Below are 20,983 nucleotides of genomic sequence, written 5' to 3'. Positions count from 1 at the left end.
ACCTCATTGCCGGCAGGGTTTTTGGGCTAGAAAGGGGAAATCACGGCGCCCGCCACCGTGCGCCGCCTTGCGAGGAGCCCGCCATGCCGGCCATAGCCTATCATCGCGTCAACCAGCTGCTCGACGCACAGCACCGCGATCCCTTGCGGCTGGTGCAGATCCTGATCGCGCTGCAAAACGAATACGGCGGCTGCCCGGCGCCCTTGCGCGATTACGTGGCCAAGGCGCTCGACGTGCCGCTGGCCCAGGTCCATGGTGTCGTCGAGTTCTATCATTTCCTCTCCACCGAACGCCTGGGCGACTACCGCATCTATGTCGCCGACAACATCACCGACCGCATGCTCGGCAATGAAAAGATCATGGCGACGCTGCAGGAAAAACTCGGCGTTACGCGCGGCAAGCCGCGTGCTGACGGGCGCGTGTTTGTCGATTACACCTCGTGCACCGGCCTGTGCGACCAGGGCCCGGCGCTGCTGGTCAACGGCCGGCCGATCACGCGCCTGACGACCGGGCTGGCTGCGGAAATCGCGAGTAAGATCGAGGCCGGCGAGCCCATAGCCACCTGGCCGGCCGGCTGGTTCCAGGTCGAGGAAGCGCTGCGCGTGGCCGGCCCCGTGCTGGCGGAACGCAGCGAGCCAGGCCGGGCGCTGCAGGCGGCGCTGGCACTGGGCCCGGAGCGCTTTCTCAAGGAGATCGACAAGTCGGGCCTGCGCGGGCGCGGCGGCGCGGGCTTTCGCACGGCGCTGAAATGGCGCGTCTGCCGCGATGCACCGGGCAAGGCGCACTATGTGGTGTGCAACGCCGACGAGGGCGAGCCCGGCACCTTCAAGGACCGCACGCTGCTGACCCGCTTCGCCGACGAAGTCTTCGAAGGCATGACGCTGGGCGCGTATGTGATCGGCGCGGAAAAAGGCTTTCTCTACCTGCGCGCGGAATACGCCTGGCTCTACCCGCATCTGGTTGCCGTGCTGGCGCGCCGGCGCGCCGAGCAGCTGCTGGGTGAGCACATCCTCGGGCGCGATTTCTCCTTCGACATCGACATCCATCTCGGCGCCGGCGCCTATGTGGCCGGGGAGGAAAGCGCGCTTATCGAATCGCTGGAAGGCAAGCGCGCCGTCCCGCGCACGCGCCCGCCCTACACCGCCACGCACGGCTACCTGAACCAGCCGACGATCTGCAACAACGTCGAAACCTATGTCAAAACCACGCTGATCGCCAAACACGGCGCCGACTGGTTTCTGGAATCCGGCACGCGCCACTCGCCCGGCACCAAGCTGCTTTCCGTCAGCGGCGACGTCGCCCGCCCCGGCATTTATGAATACCCCTTTGGGGTTAGCGTGCAGACGATTCTCGATGCTTGCGGAGCGACGGATACCCAGGCAGTGCAAGTTGGCGGCCCGTCGGGCACCTGCATCACGCCCATCGAATTCGGCCGCGCGATCAGCTTCGAGGATCTCTCGACCGGCGGCTCCTTCATGGTGTTCAACCGCAGCCGCGACATGCTGGCCGTAGTACAGAACTTCACGCACTTTTTCGCTGGCGAATCCTGCGGCTTCTGCTCGCCCTGCCGCATCGGCACGCAATTGTTAAGGCAGTCGATCGACAAGATCATGGCCGGCCACGCCACAGCGCGCGAGCTCGCCGATATCGCCGAGACCGCGCAGTGCATCAAGGACATGAGCCACTGCGGGCTGGGGCAGACGGCAGCCAACCCGCTGCTCGACACCATCAAGCGCATGCGCCCGCTCTACGAATCGCGGCTGACCTCGCTCGATTTCGTTCCGGGTTTTGATCTCGACGGTGCGCTGGCGATCTCGCGCGAACTGAGCAGGCGCGACGACGCCGCAGCCCACCTGGGCCAGCGCTGCGACGAACACGGCTGCACCATCAATGCCGCCAAAGCGGGAGAAGGCACATGAACGGCAACGACTTCACCTTTGTGCTCGATGGCGAAAACATCCCCTTCGAGCCCGGCCAGACCATCATGGAAGCCGCGACGCAAGCCGGCGTCTATATCCCGCACCTGTGCTACCACGAGGAATACCGCCCGCGCGGCAGCTGCAAGCTGTGCACGGTAAAGATCAACGGCCACTTCGGCACTGCCTGTACCATGCCGGTGCAACCCGGCATGCAGGTCGACAACGACACCGACGAGCTCACCGCGATGCGCCGGCGTGTCGTGCAGATGCTGTTTGTCGAAGGCAACCATTACTGCCCCTTCTGTGAAAAAAGCGGCAACTGCCAGCTGCAGGCGGTGGCCTACCACGTCGGCATGCAGGATTCGCATTACCCGCATTTCTACCCCTTGCGCAATGTCGACGCCTCGCACCCCGACATGCTGCTCGACCGCGACCGCTGCATCCAGTGCGAGCTGTGCGTGCGCGCCAGCCGCGAAACCGACGGCAAGGCGGTTTTTGGTCTCTCCGGGCGCGGCACGCGCACGCAGCTGGTCGTCAACAGCGAATCGGGGCTGCTGGGCGACACCAATTTCAGCATCACCGACTTTGCCGCGCGCATCTGCCCCACCGGCGCGCTGATCCCCAAGCGCGAGGGCTACCCGCTGGCCATTGGCGAACGGCTCTACGATGCGGACGACATTGCCCGCGTGGGCCACAGGCAGCCGTCCAGCAAGGCGGAAGAATGAAAACCTGCACCACAGAGGCACAGAGGGGCACAGAGAAGGCAGGACCGAGAAACTGATTCTCCCGTTTTCCTCTGTGATCTCTGCGCCTCTGTGGTTCAAAGCAAAAGGAGCGCGTCATGAACAAGATCAGGGTCGCGACTTGCTCGCTGGCCGGCTGTTTCGGCTGCCACATGTCGTTTCTGGACATCGACGAGCGCATCGCCGAGCTGGCCGAGCTGGTCGACTTCGACCGCAGCCCGCTCACCGACATCAAGGAAGTCGATGCAGCAGGCATCGACATCGGCCTGGTCGAGGGCGGCGTGTGCAATGCGGAAAACGTGCACACGCTGCGCGAATTCCGCAGCCGCTGCCGCATTCTGATCGCCGTCGGCGCCTGCGCGCTGTCGGGCGGCGTGCCGGCGCTGCGCAACCGCATTCCGCTCGAAGAATGCTTTGCCGAAGCCTATCTGCAGGGGCCGGGCATCGAAGCCCCGCAGGTTCCCGACGACCCCGAGCTGCCGCTGCTGCTCGACCGCGTCTATCCGCTACACGAGGTCGTACGCATCGACCGCGTGCTGCCCGGCTGCCCGCCGCCGGCGGATGCCTTCTGGGAGTTGCTGACCGCGCTCCTGGCCGGGCGCGAGCCGGAGCTGGCCTATCCGCTGCGGCGGTTTGACTAGGATTGCGACAGATGCCTGCCAAATGCATGGCACCAGCCGTTTACATCCTTGCCAGCAAGCGAAACGGCACACTGTCTATCGGTGTGACGTCCAATCTGCTCAAGCGTATCTGGGAGCACAAAAATGATGTCACGGAAGGGTTCACCAGGCGCTACGGCATACACCTGCTGGTTTACTACGAGCAGCACGGCAGCATGGACGCCGCCATCACGCGGGAAAAACAACTCAAGAAGTGGAATCGTGACTGGAAACTGCAACTGATCGAGTCAGTCAACCCACAGTGGCGGGATTTATGGGACGACATTTGCGGAATTCCGACTGGATGCCCGCCTGCGCGGGCATGACGCCCTTAAGGAAATCAGCAGCCTCGTCATTCCCGCGAACGCGGGAATCCAGTGACACCGCGTCCGCCAGCACAGGAAGCCCAAAGGAGCACGCCATGTACGAACATCTGGAAACCGCTTCCGACACCGCCGGCCTCAGCCGGGTCGTCATCGAGCCGGTCTCGCGTGTCGAGGGGCACGGCAAGGTCACGCTGCTGCTTGACGATGAGCGCCGCGTACGCCAGGCACGCTTGCACATCGTCGAATTTCGCGGCTTCGAGCGTTTCATCCAGGGGCGGCCGTTTCGTGAGGTGCCGACACTGGTGCAGCGCCTGTGCGGCATCTGCCCGGTAAGCCACCTGCTGGCGGCATCCAAGGCCTGCGATCCCTTTGTGCTCGGCAGCGCGCGCATCACGCCGACCGCCGAAAAACTGCGCCGGCTGCTGCACCATGGCCAGGTGCTGCAATCGAATGCGCTGCATTTTTTCCACCTGGCCTCGCCCGATCTGCTCTTCGGCTTTGACGATGCCGTAGCGCACCGCAACGTGATCGGCGTGCTGGCGGACCACAAGGAGCTGGGCCTCAGGGGAATCCGCATCCGCAAATATGGCCAGGAAGTCATCCGCCACCTCACTGGCAAACGCGTGCACGGCACTGGCAGCGCGCCGGGCGGTTTTCTGAAGCCGCTGAGTGCGCCTGAGCGCGACGAAATGCTGAGCGACATCGACCAGATCGTAGCCTGGTGCGTGGCGAGCAATGCGCTGGCGCGCGACAACTACCTCGCCAACGAGGCGGAATTCCGCGGCTTTGGCGAATCCGAATCGGCGTTCATGTCGCTGGTCAGCCGCGATGGCGCGGCGGAACTCTGTGATGGCGTGCTGCGCGTGAAAAACGCCGCCGGCGAGATCATCGTCAACAATCACGACCCGGCGCGCTACCTTGACCTGATCCGCGAGGAAGTCAAACCGTGGTCGTACATGAAGTTTCCCTACCTCGCCCCCTTCGGCCACGATGCCGGCTATTACCGCGTCGGGCCGCTCGCGCGTATCAACAATGCCGATTTCATGCCCACGCCGCTGGCAGAAGCTGCACGGCGCGAATTCATCGACTACGGCGGCGGCAAGCCGGTGCAGGCCGCACTGGCGCAGCACTGGGCGCGGATGATCGATACGCTGATGTGCGCGGAAACCATCCGCGAGCTGCTCGACGACCCGGAACTGCTCGGCAGCGACTTGATGGCGCAGCCATCTGAGCCGGCCCGTGAAGGTGTCGGCGTCATCGAGGCGCCGCGCGGTACGCTGATCCACCATTACCGCATCGATGAGGACGAACAGATCAGCTACGCCAATCTGATCGTCTCGACGACGCACAACAATCGCGGCATGAACGATTCGGTGCGCGCGGTGGCGGCAAACTACTTCGATGGCCGCGAAATCAGCGAAGGGCTGCTCAACCGCATCGAAGTCGCGATCCGCGCCTACGACCCCTGCCTGTCGTGCGCCACGCACGCGCTGGGGCAGATGCCGCTGGTGATCGAAGCCCTGAATCCCGATGGCTCGCTGCAAAGCCGGCTGCTGCGCCACGACGATGGCCGCATCGTGCAGGAATGATGCAGAAATGACGAGGCCCGCGCCCATCCTGTTTTTCGGCTACGGCAATCCCTCGCGCGGCGACGACGCGCTGGGGCCGCTGCTCGGCGAGCGGCTGGCCGCATGGGTAGCCAAACACGAGCTGGGCGAGCGGATCGACATCCTCACCGATTTCCAGCTCAGCCCCGAGCATGCCTTTGATCTGGCCGGGCGCGAGCTGGTGATCTTCGCCGACGCCAGCCGCAAGGCGGCAGACCCGGCCAGCTGGCGCAGCGTGGCCGCACGCCAGCCCGCAGCATGGGCCAGCCATGCCAGTTCACCGGCCGAAGTGCTGTGGCACTGCCAAACCCATGTGGGTACACCACCTCAAGCCGTTTATCTGCTTGAGCTGCAGGGCAATACCTTCGAGCTGGATCAGCCACTCAGCGCTACCGGCCAGGACGCACTGGCCGCGGGCTGGGAACTCCTGCAAAACCGTCTGCACCAAGCGTTATCGCTTGCCCACGCGCCATAATCATTACTGATTGGCAAGACTTCTCAGCAAACCACAAAACCTATTTGAACCACAGAGACACAGAGGGCACAGAGGAAGCAAGCCCTGAGGAATGCCTATGACGTGCTCCCGCTTTTCTCTGTGTTCTCTGTGCCTCTGTGGTTGATTTGGGTTTTGCCGAGAAGTCTTGCTACAGGTAATCATTTGATGCGCGCGTCCAACAGCCAGAAACGGTGCCTGCCATGCCCCTCGTCCGCTTTCTCCTTTATCCCCTGTTTGGCCTCGTCTGCGCGGCAGCTAGCCAGGCGGCTGATATGGTCATCCGCAGCGAAAAGCATGCCTTCCGCGTCAGCACGCTCACGCGCGGGCTGGAAAATCCCTGGAGTCTGGCCTTCCTGCCCGACGGGCGCATGCTGGTCACCGAGCGCCCCGGGCGGTTGCGCGTGCTGGACGCCAGCGGCAAGCTTGATCCGCGCCCGGTCGCCGGCCTGCCACCGATTGCCGCGCACGGCCAGGGCGGCTTGCTCGACGTGGCGCTGCATCCCGATTTTGCCCGCAATGGCTGGGTGTATTTCTCCTATGCCGGGCGCGAGGGCCAGGGTTATGCCACGCAGGTTGCGCGCGGCAGGCTGCTTGCGGACACAAGCGGCCACCGGCTGGACAATGTGCAGCAGATCTACCGCCAGCGCCCCGGCAGCAGCGCCGGCCAGCACTTCGGCTCGCGCCTGGTCTTCGATGGCAAAGGCAAGCTCTACATTACGCAGGGCGACCGTGGCGAGATGGGCCGCGCGCAAAAGCTCGACGACCTCGCCGGCAAGACCGTACGCCTCTTCGACGATGGCCGCTTCCCGCCCGACAACCCCTTTGCCGGCAAGGAGGGGGCTCGGCCGGAAATCTACAGCCTGGGCAACCGCAATATGCAGGGCGCGGCGCTCAACCCGAAAACGGGTGAACTGTGGGCGACGGAACACGGCCCGCAGGGCGGCGACGAGCTCAACATCATCCGCGCCGGGCGCAACTACGGCTGGCCGGTGATCACCTATGGCGCCAACTACGGCACGGGAACGAAAATCGGCGAAGGCACAAGCAAACCGGGCATGGAGCAGCCCATCCACCAGTGGACACCGTCGATTGCGCCATCGGGCCTCGCCTTTTACGAAGGCCGCGCGTTTCCCGGCTGGCGCGGCAATCTTTTCGCCGGCGCGCTGAAATACCAGATGCTGGTACGCCTTGAACTCGACGGCGAGCGCGTCGTTCGCGAGGAGCGCCTGCTCAAGGACGGTTTCGGGCGCATCCGCGACGTGCGCGTCGGCCCGGACGGGCATATTTACCTGCTTACCGATGAAGGCGACGGCGCGCTGCTGCGGCTGGCACCGGTAAACGAGTGATTTGCCCCTTCGATGTTTTCAGTCGCAAGGGCGAGCTTGCGCCCCGCAGGAAGTCCCCTTCGGGTGCGCGCGATCTGCAACGCTTCGCGAGCAAGCTCGCTCCTACAGGAGTTCAAATTTCGGGAGGTCGAATCACTAGGCGCAACGGCCATCATGCCGGCCACACCGCCCGCCGCCCTGGAACAAGCCTGCTGGCGGTTATACTGCGCAATTTTCCTGCGCAGCAACAACGCAAGCAGAAATGAAAACAACGGTAATGCAGCACGCACCGGCAGAATCAGCGCGACATCCTGCCCCGCACCCTGTACAGGGAAGAGCAAGCAGCCCTACCACATAGATAGCCGCGTATATGACCATATGCCTTATAAAATAAAGGCTAAAACCATATACCCCTGGTTATCGCTGTACGGATTTCGGCCGGAACGCCGCCACCACCTCTGCGCGCGTTTCCAGATACGGCCCTTCCAAGAGTTGCACGCAATACGGCACAGCAGCGAACACGCCGTGCACCAGCGTCTGGCCGTCAGCGTCCTTCACGCCTTCCAGCGTTTCCCTGATCGACTTGGGCTGGCCCGGCAGATTCAGAATCAGGCAGCGCCCGCGAATCACGCCCACCTGGCGGCTGAGAATCGCCGTCGGCACATAATGCAGGCTGACCTGCCTCATCTGCTCGCCGAAGCCCGGCATCACCCGGTCGGCCACCGCCAGCGTCGCATCCGGCGTCACATCACGAATCGCTGGCCCGGTGCCGCCGGTGGTCAGCACCAGATCACAGCCGTGCTCGTCGACCAGTTCTTTCAGCGTCGCCTCGATGTCGGCCTGTTCGTCCGCAATCAGCCGCTCGACAAACACGCAGGGATTGAGCAAGGCACCGGACAGCCACTCGCGCAGCGCCGGAATGCCCTTGTCTTCATACACACCGAGGCTGGCACGGTCGGAAGTGGAAACAAGGCCGATTTTGACGGGATCAGACATGGGGAAACTCGTAAAAAAGGTACATCGCAGGGTGTGCAAAACCCGCAGGGATTTGCGCACCGCAACACGGTTCAAATAAACAATACGGGTGATCGCGGCATATGCCCGCGTTCGCAAACCTGGCGGTTTACAACCCCCAAATCAGCTTGTGGCTGGTTATGCTTACTCAAGCCACTCCATCCGGATCAACCGGCTCGTATTGCGCCCACAGCGCAGGCTTGAAGCTCAAGCCTTCCCGCAAGTCTTGTTTAAAATTGGGGCGCATCATTTTCCAGTTTAGGTCTTCGCAACATTGCTGCATGAATTGCGCCCACTGCCCCAGTCGTTCATCCTGCGCAACGTGAGCGTAATAGAGCATTTTCCAACTAAGCTGCTGCCATTTCCCGTGCAGGTTGTAGATAAAGCCATCCTTCCATTGCGGATCGCTATACAAGCGCACCATACCTTTTACCGTACGGGCTTCATGCAGCATGGGCAGGCCATATTCAATCACTTGCTGGGCGATGATGCTGGCCTGCGTTTCGGTATGGCAATCTTGCAAACTCTCGCTGAACTTCACCCATTCATTTTCAGGCGTGAGCGGCAAGAGCGGAAATTGCAGAGACAAAGCACACCCAGGTTTCAAGTTGGACGGTGCGCTGAAATCAGCAGGATGCTGACCTTGAGCTACCCAGTCCTCAAGTTCCCACGCCCTACCTCGGCGCAGGCTGTAGGACTCGCAGGTAATAATCAACTGCTTTTTATCGTATCGAGGAGTGCTAATCTGTAATGCTTTGATCAACTGGTAACCGCCAGCGATCTCACGCCGATAACGGCATGCATGACTTTCTGCCTCCAGCAGCTCAAACCCGGCTTGCGTCAACGCAGGGTCGAGCACCGCTTGGATGGTTTTCATTCTTTTGGCTTCGTTCGGCTTTTTCCAGCTTGCCGCACTCGGGTCCAATTGGTATAGCAAGGCCTGCCTCACACTCGGAATCGCGAGGTGCTTCTTCGCCTGCATAAAGTAGATACCCAAATGCACGTCAATCACATCGAGTCGCAGCTCGCGCGCCAGCGGCAGCAAGGCCGCCATAAATTCGGCATAGCGCTCGGGCCGGATCGAAGGTCGCCAGGCCTGTACCGTTTGCGTTTGAATTTGCGCCAGCGGCCAGAATCCCTGCCAAACTTCCTCAGCTGCGGGCCTGGGGTAAGGAAAGCGCTTTAATAATTCAACCACCAGCCGCTCCAAGCGCTGGCGTTGCGACGAAGTAGGTGGGAATTGTTTGTGCTGTAGCGCCTTAACCATGCCGGGCAATTTTTCGATTCGATCTTCCTCATGTGCTTCGCAATAATCATCCTGATCCACGCTATGAAAACCACCAGCCAAAGAGAATTCGCGCCGACTATCACTTCCCCAGTGCTTTAAATCATACAAATCAAACACCAGCAGCGAGCTAGGTGGGCGACCGGGGCGATCTACAAAAGCCGGCAGGCTGGCCACATCAATCGGTGGTGTGGCAGGAAAGTACAACTCGGGATCAAATGGCTCGCCACTGTCGAGCCGCCAGCAGCTCGTATCTTGCCCCGCATTGCACAGATAAAACCCGCCTGTCAGATCGAACAAATCCAACCCAAACACCTGCAACAACGGTAGCAACTCGCGCATCAAAACAATCAGCCGCTCGCCGCCCGGCGAGGTCAGATGCCAGCCATGATTCACCGCAGCCTTGGCGTCGCCCATCAGATCGCCGAATTCCTCTTCGAACTCTTCGCCCACATGCCAGATGCACTCCTGCTCATCGGTGCCCTCGAGGGGAAAACGATCGAGCAAGATCGAGGCCAGATGCGGCAAACGATCCGATTTGGGTAATGAGCAAGGCGGATTACGCCGCAGGCTCTGTTGCAACGCTTGAACATCGGCAAAGTTGGTCGGCACTGGAAAGCCGGCCTGAATACGGTCAAATATAACCAATTGATATTGCATTCCCTGACCTTATGGCGATATACCCAGTTCTTAGTTTGGACTGAATGAAATGAAGCCCAACATGATTATCATGACATATTGGGCTTTCCCCAGAAGGGATTTCCTGTGGCGCATCCAAATGCTCAACCCACGCTAGCACTAGCTGTCGACAAATTTCAACAGCTTGCCTGCACGGCAGCCTCACTGGCAGAGCACTCATCATCAGCCTCCCACGTCGCCCAGTCCTCACCCCAGCTTTCCACCGGGTGCTGCGTGCGGCCGGCGCCGTTGCCGCAGCGCAGGTCGTTCGCGGCACAGTAGCGGTCGCAGCCCCAGCAGATGCGCTCGGGGTGGGCGGGGTTGAGCGGGACTTTTTTGGCCATTGCCGGTCAACCCCTATACACCCATCCGTATCACGCCACAGCCTTTACTGCATGCCGTGTTCAACAGCATACACTGCCGCCTGCACACGACTGGAGAGGCCGAGCTTTTTCAGGATGTTCTGCACGTGTATTTTCACCGTGCTTTCTGCTACGTCGAGCTGGCGGGCGATCACCTTGTTGCTGGAGCCATGCGCCAGACAGGTGAGAATTTCGCGTTCGCGCGGGGTGAGCCGGTCTTTTTCTACCGCAATCGGTGTTGCGCCTGCTGCGCGGAATTGCTGCACCAGCTTGGCGGTCATGCCTTCGGCAATCACCGCTTCGCCGTCGAAGGCGCGGCGCACGGCGTTGACCAGATAATCGGCGTCGATGTTCTTCAATAGGTAGCCGCGTGCGCCGTTGCGCAGCGCGGTGGCAAGGTCTTCGGCATCTTCCGAGACGGTGAGCATCAGTACCGCCGTGTCGGGCGAATCCTGCAGGATCAGTTGCAGCACTTCCAGGCCGGACAAGCCCGGCATGTTCAGATCGAGCAGCACCACATCGGGTTTCAGCTCGTTCACGCGCTTGAGGCCCTCGGCGCCGTCGGAAGCTTCTCCCACGATCTGCAAATCAGCCTGTTTCGATAGCAGCAGCTTCACGCCGCTGCGAAACAGGGTGTGGTCATCAACAAGCATGACTCGGATCGGGGTGGTTTCAGACATGATCTTTCCTTGGAATTTTATGGCGTTGTTCTTCCGGCAGACAAAGGCGAACCGTGACTCCGCAGCCGGACTCGACATGTAACGTTGCCCCTACCCGCGCGGCGCGCTCCTGCATGATACGCAAACCCACATGCCGCTCGGCACGCTCGGCCAATAGCGCCGGATCAAAGCCCGGACCATTGTCATGCACAGACAGTAGCAAATCCGGGCCTTCTACGTAAGTGACCGTGACCTGATCGGCACCGAGGGCATGCTTGCGCACATTTGACAGTGCTTCCTGCAGAATGAAGAGGATCTGGATCTGCTCGTCGGGCGGCAGCGGTACACCGTGGCCGCTGCTGGTAAATGACACTTTCAAGCCGGACTGACGGCGGAATTTGGCAACCGTCGATTCCAGTGCGCCATTCAGATCGCCCTCGCCCAGCCGGCTGCGAAAATTCAGCAGCAGGTCGCGCACATCGTCGTAGCTTTCCTGCACACCGGCATGCAGCAAGGGCACGATCTCCCGCGCTTCGTCGAGCGAATCCCGTTTGAGCGAATCTTCCAGCATCTGTACCTGCAAATTAAGAAACGACAGGCCCTGCGCAATGCTGTCGTGCAGACCCTGCGCGAGCAGATTGCGCTCCTGGGTGACGGCCAGTTCACGCTCGCTGGCGGCCAGCCGCAGGTTTTCCAGCGCATTGCCCAGATGGTGGCCCAGCGTATCGAGCAATTGCAGCTCGCGCGCGGTGAACTGGTGCGGAGTCTGGAAATACAGATTGAAATAGCCGGTCTGCTCCTGCCGGGCGCGGATCGGAAACGCGGTGACCTGCGCGAAGCCCTGCTGCTCGCATTCACGCGCAGCCGATGCAGGCGCGCCCTTGCGGAAGTCATGAATCACTGCGCTATTTTGCTGCACCACCGCACCACACAGGCAATCGTTGATCTGCCGGCATTGCGGCGCATCGAGCATCACCTCGGGCAGATGATCCGCCACCATCAGGTGCGCATTCTGCTGCGCCGGATCAAGCACGCGAACGCTGGCGGCATCGGCTTGAAACCATTCGCGCATCCGTTCGATGAAGCCGCGACACAGCGCTTGTGCGGCATGTGGTTCATTGAGCCATGCCGCAGTGCCATAGAGCAGCGCCAGCTCCCGATTCTGTCCATTGAGTGCAGCAGTTTTATCGTCCACACGGGCTTCCAGCGTGGCATAGGATTCGGAAAGCCGGTCTGCCATGCGGTTAAATCCTTCGGCCAGCTCGCCGAACTCATCGCGGGTTTCAACCGGAAGGCGCACCGTCAAATCACGCTGTGCCATGCGCTGCATCCCTAGCTGCAAGCGCTCGAGCGGGCGGAAGATCAGCAGAAACATCAGGTAGATCTGCGCCACACAGCCGGCAATCGCCATCGCAATCAACACAAGCTGCGAAAGGCGCAACAGCAGAGTCCGGCGCTCGTTATATTGCTCGACCAGACTGACCAGATGATCAACTTCGGCCACAAAATGGTCCGAATCACTGCGCAGATCGGTCCAGGCCGGCAAGCGCCGTCCCTGCAGAACATCATCAGCCCAGCGGGCAATCTGACTATCGTATTGCTGCCGGATACGGGCAAACACCTGCCGGACACGCTCATCACCTGGCAGGTATAGCGGCCTTGCCGGGTCTCCGCGTTGCAACAGATCCAGCGTGGCGCTGAAGGTATTTCGCTCATCGAGGATGCGCTGCTTCAATTGCGGATTGCGATCCGTCGCATATTCCTGCATCGACAGACCCAATTGATAGGTCTGCTTTCTGAGGCTACCCGCCGTATTGATGGCCGCAGCCCCGCCTTCAAGCTGCCACGACAGATACAAGGTAGCGCCAATGGCGCTCAGCCCGACCAGCAGGGTCAGCATCAGAAAGCTGACTACGCGCGTCGACAATCGCTGGCGTTGCAACAGCGCGTCGCCGAATTTCATCGTGGTTCAGCCAGCCAGTGGCCCGATTTACCACCGGTTTTTTCCAGCAGCCGGATTCCGGACATTTCCATGCCCTTGTCCACCGCCTTGCACATGTCGTAGATCGTGAGCAGCGCCACCTGAACGGCGGTCAGCGCCTCCATTTCCACGCCGGTCACGCCAAAGGTCGACGCGGTCACTTCGCAATGCACGCAGCTCGTAGCCTCATCCAGCCGGAACGCCACCTCAACACCCGTCAGCGGCAGCGGATGGCACAGCGGCACCAGGTCCGCAGTGCGCTTGGCGCCCATGATGGCGGCGATGCGCGCAATGCCGAGCACGTCGCCCTTTTTGTGCGTGCCGGCGGCGATTTTTGCGAGCGTATCCGGCAGCATGACGATGCGCCCGGCAGCGCGCGCCACGCGCTGCGTCGGCGTCTTGCCGCCGACGTTCACCATGTGCGCCTGACCTTCGGCATCGAAATGCGTCAGCCCGTAATGCGGTTCTGCTTCGCTCATGCTCTGGATATCCTCAGGGGTATTCATGTTGTAAAAATTGTTCTTGCTGAATTCTACGGGCATACCCCCGATTTCATCCAGCCAGCGCTGCACGCGGTATTGCCCTGCCGCCAGGCGTTCGCGCAGTCCCGGCAGCAGGGATTTCGTCAGCAGGCAGATGGCAGGATGACTGCGCCCGCCACTGCAGGCATACGCTGCCGGCGCGCCGCCGACAAGCGCCGCCGCCAGTTTTTCCAGCAAGTCGGCCGGCAAGTCCGGCACATCGCAGGGCAGCACCAGCAGCCAGTCTTCATCGACCGCGGCCAGCGCGGCTTCGATTCCGGCCAGCGGGCCGGGTAACCCCGGCCAGTTGTCCTGCAGCACGGCATCGGCATGCGCGCGATACGCCGCCACATTGCGATTGGCCGAAATCAGCAAACGCGACACGGCCCGGCTCTGGCAATACACCGCTGCCGCAACGTACTCGACCAGTTGTAGGGTGTGCAAATCGTGATTTGCGCACCGTTCGCACCACATTCCGGTGCGCAAATCCTTGCGGATTTGCACACCCTACGATTTAACACCCAGCGCACCCAATCAGCGCGGGCGCACGAGTTGCCAGGCGCGGCCGATGTAGCCGAGGCTGCCAAAGCCGCTCCACACATGCACCATGCGGGTAAACGGGAAAATGATGAAGAAGGTCAGGCCAAAGAAGATGTGCAGCTGGAAGACCAGCGGCGCACCGGCCGCGAAGCTGGCTGCATCACCACGGAAGGTCACGATGCGCTGCGCCCATTCCATGAACATCACCATCATTTCGCCATCCATATGCCCCATCGACGCCGGAATCGTCGCCAGCCCCAGGCCCAGCGTGGCCAGCAGCCACAAGAGCAGCAGCTTGTCGCGGAACGGCGTGACGGCGGCCAGGCGCGGATTGCTGAAGCGGCGATAGAGCAGGATCAGCAAACCGATCAGGCCGACGCCGCCCAGAATGCCGCCGGCCACGATGGCCAGCATCTGCTTGGCTTCGTGGGTGACACCCAGCGCGTGCCAGACCGAAATCGGCGTCAGCAGACCGCCCAGATGGCCGAAAAACACGCCGATGATGCCGATGTGGAACAGGTTGGAACCCAGGCGCAATTGCCCGCGGTGCAGCATCTGCGTCGATTCGGATTTCCACGTGTACTGCTCGCGCTCGAAGCGCACCAGGCTGCCGAACAGGAACACGGCCAGCGCGATATAGGGATAGATCCCGAAAAGGAACTGTTGCAGGTAGTTCATTTTGAAAACTCCTCAAAAACAAAACCCAACGCAGAGACGCTGAGGCGTGGAGAAAAGCGGTAAACCGTTCTTGCTGTTTTTCTCTGCATCCTTGCGCCTCTGCGTTGCATGGTTTCAGGCGCCAGCCACGCTGCTTGCACGCGGGTGGAACTGGATGGTTTGCGCTGCCGAACCGCACGCGCCACCCGTCAATCCGGGCTGCAAGCCGGGTTGCAGAAGCGGCTCCATGCCATCGATGCCGCCACCGAATTTCTCCATGACCTCGTCCATGTCGCGCACCGGCGGTTCGGCCAGCGGCAAGGGCTCGACATCGGTCAGGCCCCTCAGCGCGGTGAACACGCCGGCATAGGGCGAGCCGGCTTCGGCGAGCTTTTCGCCAATGCGCGCGATGACGTGGATGGATTCGCCGAGGAATTCTTCGGCGGTGGCTTCATCCGTCTGGCCGAGAAACTCGAGGAACAGCGGCAGGTAATCCGGCAGCTCGTCGGCGGCGATGAAGAAGCCGCGGTTGGTGTATTCCTGCATCAGGCTGACCATCGCCGGGCCACGGTCGCGGCTTTCGCCGTACACGTGCTCGAACAGGTGCAGGCTGTAGTTGCGGCCACGGTCAAAGGTATTGACGTAGCCTTCCTGCAGCGCGATCAGATCGTGCGCGGCCAGATGATCCAGCAAGGGAGCGACGGCTTGCGCGACACCCGCCGGCGCATCCGCGAGTTCAGCACGGATTTCCGGCAAGGCATCCTGCAATACCCCCTCTGGGTATTGCAGTAGAGCCGAGAGAATCTGGAAGTGTTTCATGCATACCCCCTATCAGTCCGCACCGCTTTCTTGCGCGGCTTTCTTTCTGGATTTAGGCATGTCGACGAAGATGATCGAGCCTTCCTTCTTCTTGCCAAACAAAGTTCCAGACGACACGCCACCCGAACAGCCATTGCCAAACGTGAAACCGCAACTGGCCTTGTCGTTGAAGCTGTCCTCGACCTCTTCCTTGTGGCTGGATGGAATCACGAAGCGGTCTTCGTAGTTCGCGATCGCCATGATCTGGTACATCTCCTCGACCTGCGCCTGGGTCAGGCCAACCTGCTGCAATACCTCCAGGTTTTCAGTCTTGTCCACGCTCTTGCCGCGCATATAGGCGCGCATCGCCAGCATCTTGTCGAGCGCCGCCAGCACCGGCTTTTCGTCTCCGGCAGTCAGCAGGTTGGCAAGGTATTTCACCGGAATGCGCATTTCCTTCACGTCCGGCAGGATGCCGTTGCGGCCCATCACGCCACGCTCGGCGGCGGCCTGGATGGGCGACAGCGGCGGGATGTACCACACCATCGGCAGCGTGCGGTATTCCGGGTGCAGCGGGAAAGCCACCTTCCATTCCACCGCCATCTTGTACACCGGCGACTTCTGCGCCGATTCGATCCACGATTCCGGAATGCCCTGCTTGCGCGCTTCCTCGATTACGGACGGCAGGTTCGGGTCGAGGAAGACCTTCAGCTGCGCGTTGTACAGGTCTTCTTCATTGGCCACGCTGGCTGCCGTCTCGATCTGGTCAGCGTCGTACAAGAGCACACCCAGATAGCGGATGCGCCCCACGCACGATTCGGAACACACGGTCGGCTGACCGCCTTCAATGCGCGGGTAGCAGAAGGTGCACTTCTCGGCCTTGCCCGAATCCCAGTTGTAGTAAATCTTCTTGTACGGGCAGCCGGAGATGCACATGCGCCAGCCGCGGCACTTGTCCTGGTCGACCAGCACGATGCCGTCGTCTTCGCGCTTGTAGATCGAGCCGGACGGGCAGGATGCCACACAGGCCGGGTTCAGGCAGTGCTCGCACAGGCGCGGCAGGTACATCATGAAGGTGTTCTCAAACGTCGAATACATCTCCTTCTCGATGTCCTTGAAGAGCTGATCCTTGCTGCGTTTGCTGAATTCGCCGCCCAGATCGTCTTCCCAGTTCGGGCCCCATTCGATCTTTTCCATCTTCTGGCCGGTAATCACCGACACCGGGCGGGCGGTCGGCGGTGTCTGCATTTCCGGTGCGTTCTGCAGGTGCTCGTAGTCGTAGGTGAACGGCTCGTAGTAGTCGTCGATTTCCGGCAGATTGGGGTTGGCGAAGATGTTGGCCAGGATGCGCAGCTTGCCGCCCTGGCGCGGTTCGAGCTTGCCGGCGCTGTTGCGCTGCCAGCCGCCCTTCCACTTCTGCTGGTTTTCCCATTCCTTCGGGTAGCCGATGCCCGGCTTGGTTTCGACGTTGTTGAACCAGGCGTATTCGACGCCGTCACGGCTCGTCCAGACGTTCTTGCAGGTGATCGAACAGGTGTGGCAGCCGATGCATTTGTCGAGGTTGAGCACCATCGCCACTTGTGCACGAATTTTCATGGTCTTCTCCTCAGGCCTCGGTCTTGTTCAGCGGCTGGTCCAGCCAGTCGACGTTCTTCATCTTGCGCACGATCACGAACTCGTCGCGGTTTGCACCCACAGTGCCGTAGTAGTTGAAACCGTAGGCCTGCTGCGCGTAGCCGCCGATCATGTGCGTCGGCTTGGTGACCGCACGGGTGACCGAGTTGTGGATGCCGCCGCGCTTGCCGCTGGTTTCGGCGCCGGGAACGTTCACGATCTTTTCCTGCGCGTGATACATCAGCGTCATGCCGTCGGGAACGCGCTGGCTGACCACCGCACGCGCGGTCAGCGTGCCGTTGAGGTTGAAGACCTCGATCCAGTCGTTGTCGACGATGCCGGCCTTTTTCGCATCGGCCTCCGAAATCCACACGTGCGGGCCACCACGGCTGAGCGTGAGCATGCGCAGGTTGTCCGAATAGGTGGAGTGGATGCCCCACTTCTGGTGCGGCGTGATGAAGTTCAGCACGATCTCGGTATTGCCGTTGGGCTTGCGGTTCAGCATCGCGTCGGTCGTTTTCAGATCGATGTGCGGCTTGTAGACGGTAAAGCCTTCGCCGAAATCGATCATCCAGCGGTGATCCTGGTAGAACTGCTGGCGGCCGGTGAGCGTGCGCCAGGGAATCAGCTCGTGCACGTTGGTGTAGCCGGCGTTGTAGCTGACCTCCTCGCTTTCCAGGCCGGACCAGGTCGGCGAGGAGATGATCTTGCGCGGCTGCGCCTGGATGTCGCGGAAGCGGATCGAATCATGCTCGCGCGGGATCGCCAGATGCGTGTGGTCGCGACCGGTGATCTTGCCCAGTGCGTCCCAGGCCTTGACGGCCACGTGGCCATTGGTTTCCGGGGCCAGGCTCAGGATCATTTCGCAGGCGTCGATGGCGGATTCGAGCTTCGGCTGGCCGTTGGCGGCGATGCCGTTGAGCTTGCCCAGCAGCTCGACCTCGTGGCCGGTCTTCCACGCAATGCCCTTGCCGCCGTTGCCGACCTTGGCCAGCAGCGGACCGATGGTGGTGAATTTCTCGTAAATCCGCGTGTAATCGCGCTCGACGACCACCATGCTCGGCGCCGTCTTGCCAGGCAGCAGATCGCATTCGCCGTGCTTCCAGTCTTTCGGCTCCAGCGGCTGGCCCAGCTCGCCCGGGGTGTCGTGCAGCAAGGGAACGAGTACCAGATCCTTCTGCGTGCCGAGTGCCGGCCCGCCAATCTCGGTCAGGCGCCTGGCGATCAGCTTGTAGATTTCCCAGTCGCTCTTGGCCTGCCACAGCGGCTGCACGGCTTCACTCAGCGGGTGGATGAAGGGGTGCATGTCGGACGTGTTCATGTCGTCCTTCTCGTACCAGGTCGCGGTCGGCAGCACGATGTCGGCATAGAGACAGGTGGTGCTCATGCGGAAATCAAGCACGGTGAGCAGGTCGAGCTTGCCTTCCGCGGCCGGGCGCACTTTGACTTCGCTCGGCTTGATGCCGGTGGCTTCATCATCAAATACCGCATTCTGCGTGCCGAGCAGGTATTTCAGGAAATACTCGTGGCCCTTGCCGCTTGAACCCAGAATGTTGGAGCGCCACACGAACATATTGCGCGGGAAGTTGCGCGGATTGTCCGGATCATCACAGGACATGTTCAAGGTGCCGGCCTTCAGATTCTCGACGGCGTAGGCCACCGGATCCTTGCCGGCGGCAGCTGCCGCGCGGGTCACTTCCAGCGGATTGGTTTCCAGCTGCGGAGCGGAAGGCAGCCAGCCCATGCGCTCGGCCTTGGCGTTGAAATCCAGCAGCGCCATGCCTTCGAACTTGGCCGCCTGCGCGGTCGGGCTGAGGATCTCATCGACGCCGAGCTTTTCGTGGCGCCACTGGCTGGTGTGGTTGTAGAAGAAGCTGGTGCCGTTCATGTGGCGTGGCGGACGGTGCCAGTCGGTGGCGAAGGCGAGCGGCGCCCAGCCCTGTTGCGGGCGCAGCTTTTCCTGGCCCACGTAGTGCGCCCAGCCGCCGCCGCTCTGGCCGACACAGCCGCACATCATCAGCAGATTGATAATGCCGCGGTAGGTCATGTCCATGTGATACCAGTGATTCAGCGCCGCACCGACGATGACCATGCTCTTGCCCTGCGTCTTGTCGGCGTTGTCGGCAAACTCGCGCGCGACCGTTTCGACATCCTTGCCCTTCACGCCGGTGTGCTTTTCCTGCCATTTCGGCGTGTACGGCACGTCGTCTTCATAAGACGTCGCGACATTGCCACCACCGTGGCCATTGTCGACGCCGTAGTTGGCGAGCATCAGGTCGTACACGGTCGCGACCAGCACCGTTTCGCCGGTTTTCAGCGTGATGCGCCTGGCCGGAACATTGCGCTTGAGCACGTCGTCGTGCTCGCCACCGAAATACGGGAAGCCGACGCTCACCACTTCATCCGACTTGTCCTTGAGCGACAGCAGCGGATCAATCTCGCGGCCGTCGGCGGATTTCAGCTCCAGATTCCACTTGCCGATGTTCTCGCCCTCTTCGCCCCAGCGCAGGCCAACGGTGCCATTGGGCACGACGATGTCGCCGCTCTGCTCGTCGATCAGCAGCGTTTTCCAGTCCGGATTATTCGCATCGTCGTGACCGGACAGGTGCGAGGCGCGCAGGTAATGGTCGCCGACCAGGCCCTGGCCGTTGTCCTTCAGCATCACCAGCATCGGGAAGTCGGTGTACTGCTTGCCGTAGGCCTTGAAGTACTCGCTCTTGCCCGTCTTGTGGAATTCGTTGAGCACCACATGGCCCATGGCCATGGCGAGTGCCGCATCGGTACCTTGCTTGGGCGCTAGCCAGATGTCGCCAAACTTGGCCATTTCGCCGAAGTCGCTCGATACGGCGACCGTCTTGGTACCCTTGTAGCGCACCTCGGTGTAAAAGTGCGCGTCCGGTGTGCGCGTCATCGGCACGTTCGAGCCCCACACCATCAGATAGGTCGAGTTGTACCAGTCAGCCGATTCCGGCACGTCGGTCTGCTCGCCCCATACCTGGGGGGAGGATGGTGGCAGATCGCAATACCAGTCATAGAAAGAGAGGCATACCCCCCCAATCAAACTGAGGTAACGGCTGCCTGCCGCGTACGACACCATCGACATCGCCGGAATCGGCGAGAAGCCGATCACGCGGTCCGGGCCGTATTCCTTGATCGTGTAGGCGTTCGCCGCGGCGATGATTTCGGTCGCCTCGTCCCAGCTCGCACGGACGAAACCGCCCTGCCCGCGCATGGATTTGTATTCCCTGGCGCGCTCCTTGTTCTGGCTGATGTATTCCCACGCCTCCAGCGGCCCCATCGTCTCGCGGGCCTCCCGCCACAGCTTGACCAGCCGGCCGCGTATCATCGGGTATTTCACGCGCTGCGCCGAGTACACATACCAGGAATACGAGGCGCCGCGCGGACAGCCGCGCGGCTCGTGGTTGGGCAGATCGGGGCGGGTGCGCGGGTAGTCGGTCTGCTGCAGCTCCCAGGTAATCAGGCCGTTCTTCACGAACACGCGCCAGCTACAGGACCCGGTACAGTTCACCCCGTGGGTGGAGCGAACCACCTTGTCCTGCTGCCAGCGGGCACGGTAAGCGTTTTCCCACTGGCGATCTTCCGCGACGACGGCGCCATGGCCATCGGCAAAGGTATCGACTGTGCGGGAGAGGAATTTCAGACGATCAAGAAAATGACTCATGGAGCCTCCACAAGGGCCGTTCAGGCGTTTTTTGCACACCTGTCAGGCTACGCCTGTGGCCGCCAGCGCTACATTCGCCAAAGGCAGCATGACTCCCGCGTGGACGGGCTAGGAGGG

General features: G+C 61.5%; 17 protein-coding genes and 1 pseudogene. 7 read left to right on the top strand and 11 right to left on the bottom strand.

Features of this window, described 5'->3' with window-relative positions:
- Positions 1-83: 83 nt before the first annotated feature.
- The 7 genes from C515_RS20555 (at position 84) to C515_RS0110170 (ending at position 7,096) form a co-directional block, all read left to right on the top strand.
- Positions 84-1,919 carry an NAD(P)H-dependent oxidoreductase subunit E gene (locus C515_RS20555; RefSeq protein WP_051304836.1) on the top strand — a complete coding sequence of 612 codons (1,836 nt, stop codon included), beginning with the start codon at positions 84-86 and terminating at the stop codon, positions 1,917-1,919.
- Positions 1,916-2,644: a 2Fe-2S iron-sulfur cluster-binding protein gene (locus C515_RS20550; RefSeq protein WP_051304835.1), complete on the top strand. Its 729-nt coding sequence runs from the start codon at positions 1,916-1,918 to the stop codon at positions 2,642-2,644. Before C515_RS20555 ends, C515_RS20550 begins: the two co-directional genes overlap by 4 nt.
- A 116-nt stretch (positions 2,645-2,760) precedes the next feature.
- Positions 2,761-3,303 (top strand): NADH-quinone oxidoreductase subunit B family protein, encoded by a 543-nt coding sequence (locus tag C515_RS0110190; RefSeq protein ID WP_028455451.1) that lies wholly within the window; start codon positions 2,761-2,763, stop codon positions 3,301-3,303.
- Between the two features lie 26 nt (positions 3,304-3,329).
- Positions 3,330-3,647, top strand: coding sequence for a GIY-YIG nuclease family protein (locus C515_RS20545; RefSeq protein ID WP_043649080.1), 318 nt, complete (start codon positions 3,330-3,332; stop codon positions 3,645-3,647).
- Between the two features lie 95 nt (positions 3,648-3,742).
- Positions 3,743-5,236 (top strand): Ni/Fe hydrogenase subunit alpha, encoded by a 1,494-nt coding sequence (locus tag C515_RS0110180; RefSeq protein WP_028455450.1) that lies wholly within the window; start codon positions 3,743-3,745, stop codon positions 5,234-5,236.
- Positions 5,237-5,243: 7 nt separating this feature from the next.
- Positions 5,244-5,729: a hydrogenase maturation protease gene (locus C515_RS0110175; protein ID WP_043649057.1), complete on the top strand. Its 486-nt coding sequence runs from the start codon at positions 5,244-5,246 to the stop codon at positions 5,727-5,729.
- 221 nt (positions 5,730-5,950) lie between these two features.
- Complete coding sequence (locus tag C515_RS0110170) at positions 5,951-7,096, top strand: PQQ-dependent sugar dehydrogenase (protein ID WP_028455448.1); 1,146 nt, start codon at positions 5,951-5,953, stop codon at positions 7,094-7,096.
- A 396-nt stretch (positions 7,097-7,492) separates the two neighbouring features.
- Here the strand turns inward: C515_RS0110170 and mog are convergent, their stop codons facing one another.
- The 11 genes and pseudogenes from mog to C515_RS0110120 form a co-directional block, all read right to left on the bottom strand.
- On the bottom strand, positions 7,493-8,071 hold the full coding sequence (mog, locus tag C515_RS0110165; protein WP_028455447.1) for a molybdopterin adenylyltransferase: 579 nt from the start codon (positions 8,069-8,071) through the stop codon (positions 7,493-7,495).
- A gap of 166 nt (positions 8,072-8,237) precedes the next feature.
- A complete protein-coding gene (locus tag C515_RS0110160) occupies positions 8,238-10,034 on the bottom strand; it encodes a hypothetical protein (protein WP_144290424.1) in 1,797 nt (598 codons plus the stop codon).
- A 155-nt stretch (positions 10,035-10,189) separates the two neighbouring features.
- The gene (locus C515_RS0110155) at positions 10,190-10,396 is read right to left on the bottom strand and encodes a DUF3079 domain-containing protein (RefSeq protein ID WP_028455445.1); all 207 of its coding nucleotides are present in this window, start codon (positions 10,394-10,396) and stop codon (positions 10,190-10,192) included.
- Between the two features lie 44 nt (positions 10,397-10,440).
- A complete protein-coding gene (locus C515_RS0110150) occupies positions 10,441-11,094 on the bottom strand; it encodes a response regulator (protein ID WP_043649051.1) in 654 nt (217 codons plus the stop codon).
- Complete coding sequence (locus C515_RS20540; protein WP_043649048.1) at positions 11,087-13,036, bottom strand: HAMP domain-containing protein; 1,950 nt, start codon at positions 13,034-13,036, stop codon at positions 11,087-11,089. Before C515_RS20540 ends, C515_RS0110150 begins: the two co-directional genes overlap by 8 nt.
- Complete coding sequence (gene moaC, locus C515_RS24600) at positions 13,033-13,533, bottom strand: cyclic pyranopterin monophosphate synthase MoaC (protein ID WP_028455443.1); 501 nt, start codon at positions 13,531-13,533, stop codon at positions 13,033-13,035. Before moaC ends, C515_RS20540 begins: the two co-directional genes overlap by 4 nt.
- 87 nt (positions 13,534-13,620) lie before the next feature.
- Positions 13,621-14,049: pseudogene (locus C515_RS24595) on the bottom strand (NTP transferase domain-containing protein); the annotation flags it as partial.
- A 60-nt stretch (positions 14,050-14,109) separates the two neighbouring features.
- Entirely contained in the window at positions 14,110-14,793 is a 684-nt protein-coding gene (narI, locus tag C515_RS0110135) for a respiratory nitrate reductase subunit gamma (RefSeq protein ID WP_028455442.1), read from the bottom strand.
- Positions 14,794-14,907: 114 nt separating this feature from the next.
- Positions 14,908-15,591 carry a nitrate reductase molybdenum cofactor assembly chaperone gene (gene narJ, locus C515_RS0110130; protein ID WP_028455441.1) on the bottom strand — a complete coding sequence of 228 codons (684 nt, stop codon included), beginning with the start codon at positions 15,589-15,591 and terminating at the stop codon, positions 14,908-14,910.
- A 12-nt stretch (positions 15,592-15,603) separates the two neighbouring features.
- Entirely contained in the window at positions 15,604-17,166 is a 1,563-nt protein-coding gene (narH, locus tag C515_RS0110125; protein WP_028455440.1) for a nitrate reductase subunit beta, read from the bottom strand.
- Positions 17,167-17,176: 10 nt separating this feature from the next.
- Positions 17,177-20,866, bottom strand: coding sequence for a nitrate reductase subunit alpha (locus C515_RS0110120; protein ID WP_028455439.1), 3,690 nt, complete (start codon positions 20,864-20,866; stop codon positions 17,177-17,179).
- Between the last annotated feature and the right edge of the window lie 117 nt (positions 20,867-20,983).

The sequence above is a fragment of the Chitinilyticum litopenaei DSM 21440 genome (genome assembly GCF_000428145.1).
Taxonomy (GTDB): Bacteria; Pseudomonadota; Gammaproteobacteria; order Burkholderiales; family Chitinibacteraceae; genus Chitinilyticum; species Chitinilyticum litopenaei.
Note: the sequence above shows the minus strand (reverse complement) of the source record. Positions and strands in the feature narration are given on the sequence as shown.